This is a genomic window from Vallitalea sediminicola, assembly GCF_054408565.1.
Genome location: NZ_BTPT01000037.1, coordinates 1 through 13,367 on the forward strand (window position 1 = coordinate 1; position 13,367 = coordinate 13,367).

Genomic DNA, 13,367 nt, shown 5'->3' on the forward strand with positions numbered 1-13,367 from the left:
ATAGAGTTTCCGAGAGTGCTCAGATAATATAAGGAGGAAGAAATAATGTCATTAGTACCTATGAAATTATTACTTGATAAAGCTTTAGAAGGGAAATTTGCGTATGGAGCATTTAATGTACATACAACTAACGAGGTGGACGCAGCAATAGAAATTCACGAAACATTTAGATCACCTGTTATATTACAGATAATTGAATTTGCTACTGGATTTATAGCTGGTAGAAAAGATTTTCTTAATGCGACATTAGATGAAAAGATTGAAGGAATTAAGATTATTACTGAAAAAGTGAAAGAAGCTTCAAAAAAAACAGATATACCTGTTGTTTTACACTTGGATCATGGTCATGATAAAGAACTTGTAAAGGCTTGTATTGATGAGGGATTTACATCAGTAATGATTGATGGTTCATATCTTCCATTTGAAGAGAACATTGCTCTTACAAAAGAAATTGTGGACTATGCGCATAAAAAAGGAGTTACAGTTGAAGGAGAACTTGGTGTTTTGGCAGGTAGAGAAGATAATGCTAATCATAGTGGTTCTTTATATACAGATCCCAATAAAGTATGTGAATTCTTTGAGAAAACAGGAGTCGACTGTTTAGCCATATCTTATGGAACTAGTCATGGAGCTGCAAAAGGTAAAGATGTTGTAATCAGTAAAGAAATTGCTATAGCTTCATATGAGAACATGAAATTCAAAAACATTAAAGGTTCTTTAGTTTCTCATGGTTCTTCAACGGTTCCTAAGTATTTAGTAGAAGGAATTAATAAATTAGGTGGGAAACTAGAAAATGCACATGGTATTCCTATTGAGCAAGTGCTTGAAGTCGTTCCTTACGGTATAGCAAAAGTGAATGTGGGAACAGATATCAGATTAGCAATTACAAGATATATAAGAGAGTATTTTATAAATAATAAAAATATAGATGAAAATTCTAGAGTTGCTCAAGTTAAGAAAATAGTAGAAGATAGACCAGAATTGATTGATGAAAGAGTTTATTTATATCCAATGTATGATAGCGTAATTTCTGGAACAGGTAAGACTGCTGAAGAAAATGATATATTGGAATGTGTTGAAAAAGGTGTTAAAGAAATCGTAGGACAATTAATTATTAAATATGGTCAAGTTGGTACTGCCGAATTATTTTAACAAAACTGTTTCACATAATTTCACATATTTTTATGATAATTCTTCCACATTCTATGGCTATACTAATCACATAGTTAAAACAAAGAATTTAACTATAAACCTAAAATTCATTCGATCGATAAATTTGGGGTAAAAATAATTATTAGGAGGTCATAGATATGATTAAGAAAATAGTGACATTAGGATTAGGAGTTATGTTATCAGCAAATTTGATGGTGCCGACTATGGCAAGTGAAACAGATCAAGTTGTAAATTCTTCAGTAGAAGTTACTCAAAAGGTTGAAAAAGGTAATACACAGTATAGAGATAAGATGGTGAAAGTTAGATTCGACAAAGAGGCTAAGCCATTAACAAAAGAGGAACACTTAGCTAAGATACAGGAAGCATTGGTGCAATTAGAACAGAAATATGAAGATGGAAATATTGAAGAAGAAAAATATAATCAAATTAAGGAAAAATACACAAAAATAATCGAAGCTATAGAAAATGATGAAATGCCAGAAATAGGAAAAGGAAACTTTTTTGGACATGGAAAAGATTTATCAAAAGAAGAAATGCTAGAAAAGTTGAATGAGCAATTAGCAGAGCTAGAAACAAAATTAAGTGATGGTAAGATTGAACAAGACGAATATGACAAAATAAAAGAAAAGCTTACAAAAACAATTGAAGCTGTTGAGAGTGGCGAAATGCCGGAAATAGGCAAAAAAATCTTTATGAAACCTGGAAAAGCTTTATCAAAAGAAGAAATGTTAGAAAAGCTCAATGAGCAATTAGAAGGGTTAGAAACAAAATTAAGTGATGGTAAAATTGAACAAGATGAATATGAGAAGATAAAAGAAAAGATCACAAAAACAATTGAAGCTGTTGAGAATGGTGAAATGCCAGAAATGGGTAAAGGAAAAGGATTTATGAAACATGGAGAACCTTTATCCCAAGAAGAAATGTTAGAAAAATTAAATGATAAATTAGCAGGACTTGAAGAAAAAATAAACAGTGATGAAATTACGGAAGAACAATATAACTCTGCTAAAGAAAGAATACAAGAAATTATTGAAAAAGTAGAAAATGGTGAAACAATTAGTAAAAAAGCAAGAAAAAATAAAGTAATCACTATAGATAAAGATGTTTTTAATAATGATTTATCAACACAAGAAGTAAAAAGTTTATAAATTTCCCTTTAATATAAAATAATTTTTATATATAATATAAATGAAGGATGAATAATTTATCATTATTCATCCTTTCAATAATTTGAAAAAATTATGAAAGGGAGAATTCATAATGTTTAAAGTATATTTAGTAGAAGATGAACAAAATCTAAATGATATTTTGGTGTTTTACTTAAAAAATGAAGGATACGATGTGAAAAGCTTTACTTGTGGATTGGAAGCCGAAAAATGTATAGAAGAAGATATGCATTTATGGATTCTTGATATAATGCTTCCTGATCTGGATGGGTATGAGCTTATCAAAAGAATAAAAAAACATAATGAAAATATTCCTGTTATCTTTATATCCGCGAGAGATACAGATTTAGATATAATAACTGGATTACAAATGGGCAGTGATGATTACATATCCAAGCCTTTTTTACCAATGGAACTTGTTATCAGGACAAGAAAAATCCTTAAAAGAGTTTACAAGCAAGAAGGAAATAATAATATTCTTATAAATAATAAATATAAAATAGATTTTAATAAAAGAATGGTTTATCGTGGTGATAAGGTTATTGAACTGACTTCAAGAGAATTTGATTTTTTATGTACTATCATTGATAATAAAAATAATGCTATGTCCAGAAATTGGCTTCTCAATAAAGTATGGGGAGAAGATTATTACGGAAGTGATAGAGTAGTTGATGACCTTGTTAGAAGAGTAAGAAAAAAATTACCAGATATTAGAATAGAGACTATTTATGGTTATGGTTATAGGTGGTGTGAAATTGAAAATTAACTCAATTAACTCAAAGTTAATGTTAGCCTTTTTGGGAGTAATCATCTTTTTTGCTGTAATCACTTATTCTTTATTAGTTGGAGCATTCAATAATTATTACCATGAAGATATTTATAGAGTCCTTGAAGATAATATAGATAATAATGAAAAAATTACAGAGATTGATAAATTTATTAATGACAGTGAAGATAATAGGAGCATAGAACAGCTTTTCTGGTTAAGAGTAAATGGTCAATTGACAAGGAAAGAAGATAGAAGGACGAATTTGATTACAAGTGAATTGACAGATGATATAATTAAGAATATAGAAGATAATATTAATAATCAGAAAGAAGAATCTACAAGATATTACATTGATGTTAATGGAAGAAAATTATTTTATGTTATTACTAAATACGAATTGGGTTATTCAAATAAATTATATATAATACCTAAGCTTTTTGATAGACCTCAAATTACTAAGATGAATAATACATTATACAGGGTTGCGCTTAGGTGGGAACCCCTAGATGATTCTCTTGAGAAGAACTTGTTTAATCAAATGGGTATTGGTCTATTATTGACAATTATAGCTATTCTGATTATATTCTTTTTCTTGTCTAGACATCTTACTAGACCAATAATTAACCTAAGTAAATCAGTAAAAGAGATTTCAAAGAGGAAATTTGATTCTCCTATTACTATTAAAAGAAACGATGAAATAGGTTTTTTGGCGAGTACAGTTGAAGAGATGAGAAAAGAGTTATTAAAATATGATGAAGAACAGAAGTTGAAACTTCATTCCATTTCACATGAATTAAAAACCCCTATAATGATTATCCAGAGTTATGTTGATGCGTTAAAAAAAGGTTTGTATCCAAAAGGAACTCCAGAATCTTCATTAGAAATAATTGATGATGAATGTTGCAGATTACAAAAACTGGTTTATAACTTATTGTATATTCAAAGATTAGATTATTTTGAGAGTGAGATAAAGAATAAAGAGAAGATAAATTTAAAAGAAGCAGTCGAAGATGTTATTAATAACATGAGTATGAAACTTGAAAATTTCCAAACAGAAATTAAAATGGATAATGCTTATATGAATGCTGATTTTGATCAGATGAAAATAATTGTTGAAAATATGCTGAGTAATCAAATTAGATATGCTGATTCAATAATTAATATATTTCTTGAAAAGAATAAAAATGGGATTGACCTCTACTTTTATAATGATGGTGAGCATATTCAAGATACAAATGATATATTTATAATGTTTAAAAAAGGTAAAAATGGACAAAGCGGTTTGGGGTTGTATATCGTCAAAAGATTATTGGATATCAATGGTGCAAGTATAGTAGCGTATAATGAAACAAAGGGTGTTACATTCAAGATTCATTGGAAATTGTAGACATATTCAAGGTTTTACTTGAAAAAAAAAAAAAATCGTATATAATATAATGTAATATAAATACTTAAAAAGCTTCTTTCAAATTGAAGGAAGCTTTTAAGTTTAATATCATATAAATATATATAAACATATATATATTGGAAAAGGGTGGATAGATGGAAGAATATGAAGTGATAATTAGGATAGTTATAGCTATTCTAGTTGGAGGATTAATAGGCTATGAAAGGCAGATTACCAATAGACCAGCTGGTTTTAGAACTCATATACTAGTATGTGTTGGTGCCGCAGTAGTATCTATAATTCAAATCGAATCAGTAGAAAGAACAATAGCTCTAATTCAGGAAAAACCAGAGTTGGCTAATGCGCTAAAAGCAGATATTGGTAGAATGGGTGCACAAGTTATAACTGGGGTAGGTTTTCTTGGTGCTGGAACAATAATTCGTGAAAAAGGATTAGTAAAAGGATTAACAACTGCTGCTTCTATTTGGGTAGTTGCTTGTATAGGTCTTGCAATAGGTCTTGGAATGTATGTAATAACAGCTGCATCTACTATTGGAGTCTTTGTTTCATTAGTTATACTTAAGAAAGTAGAAGATAAATTCATTGATAAAGTAGCAACTATTTCCTTGGATATAGAATATATAGGGGATAAGGATTTTATGAAAGGTATCCAAAAATACTTTAACATGAAGAATATCAAAGTTAGAAAAATTAAATTCTTAAGTGAAGAAGAAGGTTTAGACGAAGCAGCTGCTACTAGTGAAGGTAAAATTACTAGACACTCAATTTATAGTATCGATTTACCTCAATATGTGAAAAGTACCAAGATAGTTCAAGATCTATGTATGAAAAAGAATATCAAACAGGTAAAGATTATTTAATATAAAAATCTATTCAACAAAATCAAGGGAAATATATTGAACTTATTGAAATGGGTTTATAGATGAATGAGTTTAATATAAAGAGATACATTAATATTGTAAAAAAGATAGACTCTTAAACTGAGGCTATCTTTTTTGGTGCCCAGATATATTGAATCAGTAATGACTAGGGGACGTTTCCTTTGTCATATGAGTATGTTATTTGACAAAGGATTACTAAGACGATACTTACATTAAGTAATAATATTGCAATGATTTTAAGATGAGGGTTAATCTAATGAAAAAAATCAATTATGACAGATGAAACGTCCCCTAGTCATAAAAAGTAAGCAATTTTTTGACATGACAAACTAAACGTCCCCTTGTCATATAAATGTAAAATTGATATAAATGCCTGTTTTTAGGGGGCATATATTAATATAATACAACAATATTAATATTTTTTAATATGAAAAAAACTCAAAGAATACAAATAATACTATAAAATTAAAATTACATTATTGAAAGTTGGGCAGAATTAATGTATTGTGAAATCATCCAATAAGAAATGCGCGCAATAAATGTTGGTTGTAAAATTTAACCATTATTCTTATGAAAACAACAGGGAGGGTTACATCAAATGAAAAAATTTACAGTAATTTTATTAATTATTGCAATGTGTTTAGCTAGTTTTACTGGTTGTGGTAAAAAAGATAATGAAAAGGATACCAATAAGGATACTAATGTAACGGCGGAGAAAGATAATGATGCAAATGATGAATCTAACAAAACAAGTGATAAGCCTACTAAATTAAAATTATTCTTACATAGTAGAGATATTCAAGATAAATCATTTTCTAAAGATTATATAGAAGAAAAAACAAATACTGAATTAGAAATAACTCAAGTAACAACAAAAGAACTTGAAAATAAATTGAATATCATCTTAGCTTCAGGTAAAAGGCCTGATATCATGAATTTCTATACAGATGCTATGGAAGATAAGTTAGCGAAAGGTGGAGCGTTACTACCACTTAATGAATACTTTGATAAGTATCCAGAATTAAAAGCTTCCAGAACACAAGAAGTATGGGATACTATGAGACATGATGACGGAAATATATATGCTATAGGATATAGTACAGCTAGACCACTTAGTATTATAGCTTATAGAAAAGACTGGTTAGATAAATTTGAAATGGAAGTTCCAACTACTCTTGACGAATATTATGAATTTGCAAAAAAAGTTGCATTAGAAGATCCAGATGGAAATGGAAAAAAAGATACTTTCGCTATGGGCGGTTATAGTAGAGTAGATAAATTCATGGATCATATATTTGGTGCTTATGGAGTACTTCCTAACTATTGGATGGAAAAAGACGGTCAAATAGTAAATGGTTCAGTTCAACCTGAAATAAAAGAAGCTTTAAAATACTTAAGAAAATTATATGATGAAAAAATCATTGACCCTGAATTTGTTACTGATAATAGTAGCAGATGGAAGACTAAAGTAAAGGCTGGTACATTTGGTGCTGGCGAAACTAAGATTCATTTATTTGATAAAAACAACTTCCAAAACTATTATGCTCCATTTATTGCAAAGAATCCAGAGGGTGAATTTGTATACGGACCAGTATTACAAGGAGGTTGTGATAACCCAATTGGTGTTAGAACAGAATCTGCAAAAGGTTGGGTTAGAACAGGTATCAGTAGCGAATGTAAAGATGTAGAGGCAGCTTTAAGACTTTTAGCTTGGGCAGCTTCAGAAGAAGGAAATAAATTCATTAATTATGGAGTTGAAGGTGAACATTACAATCAAGAAGATGGTCATGTAACAAGAATTGCTGATAATGCTGAAGCTAAAGAATTAGATATTGATAAATTTTATATTGCTAAAACTGCATTAATAGATCATTCATCACCAGAATTTCAAGATGCTATTGAATATTCCAAGAAAAGTGCAGCAAGTAATCCTGCAGACGGAATAATGGTAGATGAATCCAGCAAATATGAAGCAGATTTAGTTGATTTTACTAATAGAGAATTCATTGGAATGATTGTAGGAGCAACTGATATTGATTCAGGATTTGATTCATTTGTTCAAGAATGGAATCAAAGAGGTGGAGAAGCTTTAACTAAAGCAGTAAATAAAAAATATCAAGCTAGAAAATAACTGACTAAAAGACATAGTGTGTTTTAAGATGATGTACCATTTTGAAACACACTATCAATTAAGAGAGGAATATAATATGCAGGCGATAGCAAAAAGAAAGACAAAAAATAAAACACCTAGCAGTAAAATGAAATACTTGAGGAAAAACAAATGGCTATATATATTATTGATTCCAGGCCTATTATATTTTATATTATTTAGATATCTACCAATGCTTGGTTTAGTTATAGCTTTTAAAGATTATGATATATTCAAAGGTATTTTGGATAGTGCTTGGGTTGGATTAGAGAATTTTAGAACAGTTTTCGGTTCAACAGACTTCAAACAGGTATTTTCAAATACAATAGTAATAAGTTTGTTAAAAATATTAATTGGTTTTCCAGTACCTATTATTTTAGCATTGATGTTAAATGAAATGAGAAATGTCAGATTCAGTAGAATCAGCCAAACAGTACTTTATTTACCTCACTTTCTTTCATGGGTTGTTATTGGTGGAATTATGTTAAATATTTTTTCGCCTACATATGGAATAATCGGTGAGATATATAGATTATTTGGACATGATCCAGTTAATCTATTGGCGAGTAAAGAACATTTTAGAGGTATCTTGATTTTGTCTGATATTTGGAAAGAATCCGGTTGGGGAACTATCGTATATCTTGCAGCATTAACTCAAATTGACCCTAATCTATATGAAGCGGCTAGTATTGATGGAGCTAGTAAATGGAAACAAACATTACATATAACATTACCAGCTATTTCAGGAATTATTGTTATGCTATTAATATTAAGGATTGGAAAGGTAATGAATGCAGGTTTCCAACAAATTATGGTATTACAGACTCCATTAGTACAAAATATTAGTGATATATTTGATACATATGTTTATCGAACAGGTCTTAAAAGAGGGCAGTATAGTATAGCTGCAACGGTTGATATGTTTAAATCAGTAATAGCTTTAGTATTAGTTGTTGGAACAGATAAATTAAGTAAAAAAATCGGTGAGGAGGGACTATTATAATGGTAAGGAAAAAAATCACCCCATTTACCGTATTTAACTATTGTTTCTTTATAATTATTGGGATATTAATGTTTTATCCATTCTGGTATGTATTGATGTATTCATTGAGTGATCCTAATAAAGTTACATTGACTAACTATTATTTCATCCCTAATGGATTTACTTTAGGTACTTATATGTCAGCATTCAAGCAGGATATTATATACTCAGGTTTGTTTAATTCAGTACTTGTTACAGTAGGTGCTACGTTAATAAGTATGTTTTTGAGTGTACTTACAGCGTATCCATTATCTAGAGAAAATTTGAAAGGTAGAAAAGGAATTTTCTGGTTCATAATGTTCACTATGTTGTTTAATGGAGGTATGATTCCTACTTACTTAGTTGTAAAAGAATTTGGGATGATAGATTCATTATGGTCGCTAATGTTACCGAAAGCAATCATAGTATACAATTTATTGATTATAATGAAATTCTTCAAAAATATTCCTATGGAATTAATAGAATCAGCCAAAATTGATGGTTGTAGTGATGTTGGGATACTATTCAAGATTATATTACCTTTATCAACATCAGTTTTAGCAACAGTAGGATTGTTCTATGCAGTTTATAACTGGAATGCATTCTTACCAGGTATGATGTACTTAAATGATAAAGCTAAATGGACTTTACAAGTAGTGTTGCGAGATATGCTAGATCAAACGACAGCTAATATTGATACAGATGATGTCTTTACATCTCCTGAAAACTTTAAAATGGCTACGGTTATGATCTCTGTAGTTCCTATACTTTGTGTTTATCCATTTTTACAAAAATATTTTACTAAAGGCGTAATGTTAGGTTCAGTTAAAGGTTAATAAGGGTTAGTAAAGGAGACATAGAGACGATGGCAAATTGGTATGATGAATCATGGGAGCAGGTTGTAGAAAAAGTAGATAGGATAAGTGAGAGAATAAAAGATACATTTCCTCATGTATCCTTAGACGGTAAATATGATAGTAAAAGATCAGGCTGGTGGACAGCTGGTTTTTGGCCAGGACTATTGTGGTTGATCTATCAAGATACAAAAGCAGATAAACTTAAAAGATATGCTGATTCATGTGAAAGAAAATTAGATTATGACTTAAATAATTTTTTGGATATACATCATGATGTAGGCTTTATGTGGATATTGTCATCAGTTGCACATTATAAGTTACTTAATGATGAAGATGCTAGAAGAAGAGGACTTATAGCAGCGAGTCATTTAGCAGGTCGATTCAATATAAAGGGAAATTTCATTAGAGCTTGGAATAATAATGTATTCAAGGATAGTGAAGGTTGGGCAATCATTGATTGTATGATGAACATACCACTTCTATATTGGGCATCAGAAGAAACAAAAGATCCACGCTTCAAACATATTGCAATGGCACATACAGATACAGTCATAAAAGAATTCATTAGAGAAGATGGTTCAGTTCACCATATCGTATGCTTTGATCCTAACACCGGTAGAAGAGTCAATGCATCAGGGGGGCAGGGTTATTCTCCAGAATCAGCATGGGCTAGAGGTTCAGCATGGGCCATATATGGATTATCAATTGGTTATTCATATACTAAGGAGAAAAGATATCTTGAAAAAGCTAAACAAGTAACAGATTTCTTCCTAGCTAATTTACCAGAAGATAAAGCTCCATGTTGGGATTTCAGAGCTCCAAAAGAGCAAAGGGATGGAAAAGATACATCAGCGGCAGCATGTGCAGCAAGTGGAATGTTAGAAATGTGTAAATACTTAGAAGGCAGTCAAAGAGAATATTATTATAAAAATGCAGAAGAAATAATAAAATCCTTATATGATAATTACGGAGCATGGGATGAAGATGAAGAAGCATTAATAAAAATGGGAACAGTTAATTATACAAAGCAAAAATATGTAAATACACCAATAATCTATGGAGATTATTTCTTTGTAGAAGCACTTGGAAAATTAAGAGGAGAAAATAAAATATTTTGGTAGGAGGAAAAACTATGAAGAAACATAATATAGTCTTTATTATGACTGATCATCAAAGAGCGGATAGTATTGGAATGAATCAGTGTAATATAGAAGTTACTCCTAATTTGAATAAGTTGGTAAAAGAAAGTTTAGTTTTTGAAAGGGCATATAATACATGCCCTCTTTGTGTTCCTTGTAGAACAGCAATTTCAACAGGGAAATACCCAACTCATAATGGAGTAGTATTCAACGATTGGAAAGGAATAACAGCTAGAGATAATAAGCCATTTCCACAAATCCTTAAGGAAAATGGTTACAACGTAAGTCATGTTGGAGTTGACCATATAAAAGTAAAACCAGCTCTAAAAGATAGAATTCAGTATGATAAGTGGATAGATCAAACCGATTATAATAGATATATAGAAGACTTGGGAATATCAGTAAAAAGAGATGAGAAACATTCAAGGGAAATAAAAGAAAAAAGAGCTAATGGAGATTATATTAATAAGAAATACTCTAATACATATGTTTCCAAGTGGGAACATGATACAACGACCTTCAAAGATGAATACTTTACAAGAGAAAGCCTAGATGTCATTAATAATGTAGACGAGGAAAATCCTTTTGCATTATTCATTAACTATTGGGCACCACACCCACCTCTTAGAGTTCCGGAAGAATATATAAATAAATTCAATCCAGATGATATTATCATGCCTGATAACGTAGGTGAAATAGCTAAAAACGAGCCTGTCAATAGAAGAGATGGAGTACCTGCACAACTTGCGAAAGATGTTACAGAGAAAGAATGGAGACAAGTATGGTCAGCACATCTAGCACTTCTTAATTATGTGGATGATCAGATAGGCAAAATAATAGATAAGATAAAGGAAAAAGGATTAATGGAAGATACAATCATTTTATTTACTAGTGATCACGGAGATCACCTAGGGCAGCATAGTATGTATCAGAAGATGGAGATGTATGAGCAAGCCGTTAATGTACCTTTATTGATAAAAATGCCTGATGTTGAACCTAGAAGAATTGATGGTACAATGTCTAATCTAGATATACTGCCTACATTATTAGATGAATTAAGGATAGAGAAACCTGATGATCTAGACGGAACATCTAACTATAACGTAATACATGATAACGATGAGATAAAAGATAGAAAAGTATTCTGTCAGTATTCAGGGAATCCAGAACTAGGATGTATCCGTAGGGCTGTAATAACTGAAAAATATAAATATATTTATGATGGAATGAATGAAAAAGAGTTATATAATCTAGAATTAGACCCTCTAGAAATGAATAATATAGCGTCGGAAAAAGAAAATAATGAACTGATAAAATTATTACATAAAGAACTTGTTAATTGGTCAAAGCAAAAAAAAGACTGGATATTTGATTGAGGTGAAAAAAATGCAAAAACCTAATATTTTATTTATAATGTCAGATGAACATACAGCTTCAGTTGTTGGAGCTGCAGGAAATAATATTGTTGAAACTCCTAATCTGGATAAGTTAGCTAACGAGGGTGTGTTATTTGAAAATTGTTATACTCCTTCACCTATATGTGTTCCAGCTAGACTATCTATTACTGCGGGTAAATATATAAATAAATGTGGTGCATGGAGTAATGAGAGTATGTTGGAAAGTGATGATATAGTATCTCTAGCTACAGTACTAAAAGATGTGAATTATGATTGTTATCTTGGTGGTAAAATGCACTATGCGAAAGATAGAAGATACGGGTTTGATGAATTATATCCATTCTGGACTAATACTAATGTGAGAAAAAAATATAACAAAAGAATAGATTTATCAGATGGAAAGTTTGAAGAAGAAGATAGCGTTCTATCTAGAAGATTCAATGATTTTTATGTTGATGATAATAGCAGAGTAATGGATCATGATAAGATGGTTACCAATATATGTAGTGATTTAATAAAAAACAGGAAAAAAGAAGATAAACCATTTTTCTTATTAGCAGGTTATCTAGCGCCTCATTTTCCATTAATAGTTCCACAAAAGTATTATGATATGTATAAGGATAGAGTACCTATGCCAGAGATACCAGAAGGACATATTGACTCTTTGCCAAAACATTATAAAATCATGAGAAAAGCATTCCAGAATAATCAGGTAGATGAATCCATCATTAAAAAAGGTAGAGAACTATATTATGGATTGGTAACTTGGTTTGATGAGCAAGTAGGAGAACTCTTAAGTACACTAGATGATTCAGAAATTAAAGATAATACATTAGTGATCTATACTAGCGACCATGGAGAAAATATGGGAGATCATGGATTATGGTGGAAAAACTCAATGTATGATTGTTCAGCAAAAGTACCATTAATAGTCAGCTGGCCTAGAAAATGGTGTAATGGAACAAGAAAAACAGAAGTTTGTAATCTACTAGATGTCATAAAAACAATATGTGAGGTGTGTGAGGCAGAACCCCCAGAAGATTGGGATGGAGAATCAATGGTAGATCTAATGAATGACAAGGATGATAACTGGAGAAATTATTCTGTTAGTGAATACTATGCACACAATATCGCCGCTGGACACTGTATGATAAGAAAAGGAGATTATAAATATGTGTATTTCAATGAAATAGACAATAATAATGGTGCCAAAAGGCAGTTATTCAATATGAAAGATGATCCAAATGAATTCAATAATCTTATTAATGATTCAAAACATAAAGATTTAATTGAAGAATTACATTTATTATTGGTAAAAGAATTAGGAAGAGAACTAATGGAGATAGAAATTGAAAGTAGGGAAGTAATTGACAAAAGTAATTGTTAAAATTAGTAGGTTTTTGTAGA

The 13,367-nt window shown here is 30.4% G+C and carries 11 protein-coding genes; all 11 read left to right on the forward strand.

Going from position 1 to position 13,367, the window contains the following annotated elements; translation table 11 throughout:
- Window positions 1-45 precede the first annotated feature (45 nt).
- The 11 genes from ACX6CF_RS15800 (at window position 46) to ACX6CF_RS15850 (ending at window position 13,347) form a co-directional block, all read left to right on the forward strand.
- Window positions 46-1,152: a class II fructose-bisphosphate aldolase gene (locus tag ACX6CF_RS15800; RefSeq protein ID WP_458786314.1), complete on the forward strand. Its 1,107-nt coding sequence runs from the start codon at window positions 46-48 to the stop codon at window positions 1,150-1,152.
- A 158-nt stretch (window positions 1,153-1,310) separates the two neighbouring features.
- Window positions 1,311-2,321 carry a hypothetical protein gene (locus ACX6CF_RS15805; RefSeq protein WP_458786315.1) on the forward strand — a complete coding sequence of 337 codons (1,011 nt, stop codon included), beginning with the start codon at window positions 1,311-1,313 and terminating at the stop codon, window positions 2,319-2,321.
- Window positions 2,322-2,433: 112 nt separating this feature from the next.
- Entirely contained in the window at window positions 2,434-3,105 is a 672-nt protein-coding gene (locus tag ACX6CF_RS15810) for a response regulator transcription factor (RefSeq protein ID WP_458786316.1), read from the forward strand.
- Window positions 3,095-4,495, forward strand: coding sequence for a sensor histidine kinase (locus ACX6CF_RS15815; protein WP_458786317.1), 1,401 nt, complete (start codon window positions 3,095-3,097; stop codon window positions 4,493-4,495). The genes ACX6CF_RS15810 and ACX6CF_RS15815 overlap by 11 nt, the downstream gene beginning before the upstream one ends.
- A 155-nt stretch (window positions 4,496-4,650) precedes the next feature.
- Window positions 4,651-5,376, forward strand: coding sequence for an MgtC/SapB family protein (locus tag ACX6CF_RS15820; protein ID WP_458786318.1), 726 nt, complete (start codon window positions 4,651-4,653; stop codon window positions 5,374-5,376).
- Window positions 5,377-5,995: 619 nt separating this feature from the next.
- Complete coding sequence (locus ACX6CF_RS15825; RefSeq protein ID WP_458786319.1) at window positions 5,996-7,528, forward strand: extracellular solute-binding protein; 1,533 nt, start codon at window positions 5,996-5,998, stop codon at window positions 7,526-7,528.
- Between the two features lie 76 nt (window positions 7,529-7,604).
- Window positions 7,605-8,549: an ABC transporter permease gene (locus tag ACX6CF_RS15830; RefSeq protein WP_458786320.1), complete on the forward strand. Its 945-nt coding sequence runs from the start codon at window positions 7,605-7,607 to the stop codon at window positions 8,547-8,549.
- Window positions 8,549-9,403: a carbohydrate ABC transporter permease gene (locus ACX6CF_RS15835; protein ID WP_458786321.1), complete on the forward strand. Its 855-nt coding sequence runs from the start codon at window positions 8,549-8,551 to the stop codon at window positions 9,401-9,403. The genes ACX6CF_RS15830 and ACX6CF_RS15835 overlap by 1 nt, the downstream gene beginning before the upstream one ends.
- Window positions 9,404-9,432: 29 nt before the next feature.
- Window positions 9,433-10,545, forward strand: a complete 1,113-nt coding sequence (locus ACX6CF_RS15840) for a glycoside hydrolase family 88 protein (RefSeq protein ID WP_458786322.1) — start codon at window positions 9,433-9,435, stop codon at window positions 10,543-10,545.
- Window positions 10,546-10,556: 11 nt separating this feature from the next.
- The gene (locus ACX6CF_RS15845; RefSeq protein WP_458786323.1) at window positions 10,557-11,939 is read left to right on the forward strand and encodes a sulfatase family protein; all 1,383 of its coding nucleotides are present in this window, start codon (window positions 10,557-10,559) and stop codon (window positions 11,937-11,939) included.
- A gap of 10 nt (window positions 11,940-11,949) precedes the next feature.
- Entirely contained in the window at window positions 11,950-13,347 is a 1,398-nt protein-coding gene (locus ACX6CF_RS15850) for a sulfatase-like hydrolase/transferase (protein ID WP_458786324.1), read from the forward strand.
- Window positions 13,348-13,367: the final 20 nt, after the last annotated feature.

Excerpts from the sequence above, each read along its gene's own strand:
- ACX6CF_RS15800 (WP_458786314.1), top strand. The coding sequence starts at position 46 with ATGTCATTAGTACCTATGAAATTATTACTTGATAAAGCTTTAGAAGGG.
- ACX6CF_RS15805 (WP_458786315.1), top strand. The coding sequence starts at position 1,311 with ATGATTAAGAAAATAGTGACATTAGGATTAGGAGTTATGTTATCAGCA.
- ACX6CF_RS15810 (WP_458786316.1), top strand. The coding sequence starts at position 2,434 with ATGTTTAAAGTATATTTAGTAGAAGATGAACAAAATCTAAATGATATT.
- ACX6CF_RS15820 (WP_458786318.1), top strand. The coding sequence starts at position 4,651 with ATGGAAGAATATGAAGTGATAATTAGGATAGTTATAGCTATTCTAGTT.
- ACX6CF_RS15825 (WP_458786319.1), top strand. The coding sequence starts at position 5,996 with ATGAAAAAATTTACAGTAATTTTATTAATTATTGCAATGTGTTTAGCT.
- ACX6CF_RS15830 (WP_458786320.1), top strand. The coding sequence starts at position 7,605 with ATGCAGGCGATAGCAAAAAGAAAGACAAAAAATAAAACACCTAGCAGT.
- ACX6CF_RS15835 (WP_458786321.1), top strand. The coding sequence starts at position 8,549 with ATGGTAAGGAAAAAAATCACCCCATTTACCGTATTTAACTATTGTTTC.
- ACX6CF_RS15840 (WP_458786322.1), top strand. The coding sequence starts at position 9,433 with ATGGCAAATTGGTATGATGAATCATGGGAGCAGGTTGTAGAAAAAGTA.
- ACX6CF_RS15845 (WP_458786323.1), top strand. The coding sequence starts at position 10,557 with ATGAAGAAACATAATATAGTCTTTATTATGACTGATCATCAAAGAGCG.
- ACX6CF_RS15850 (WP_458786324.1), top strand. The coding sequence starts at position 11,950 with ATGCAAAAACCTAATATTTTATTTATAATGTCAGATGAACATACAGCT.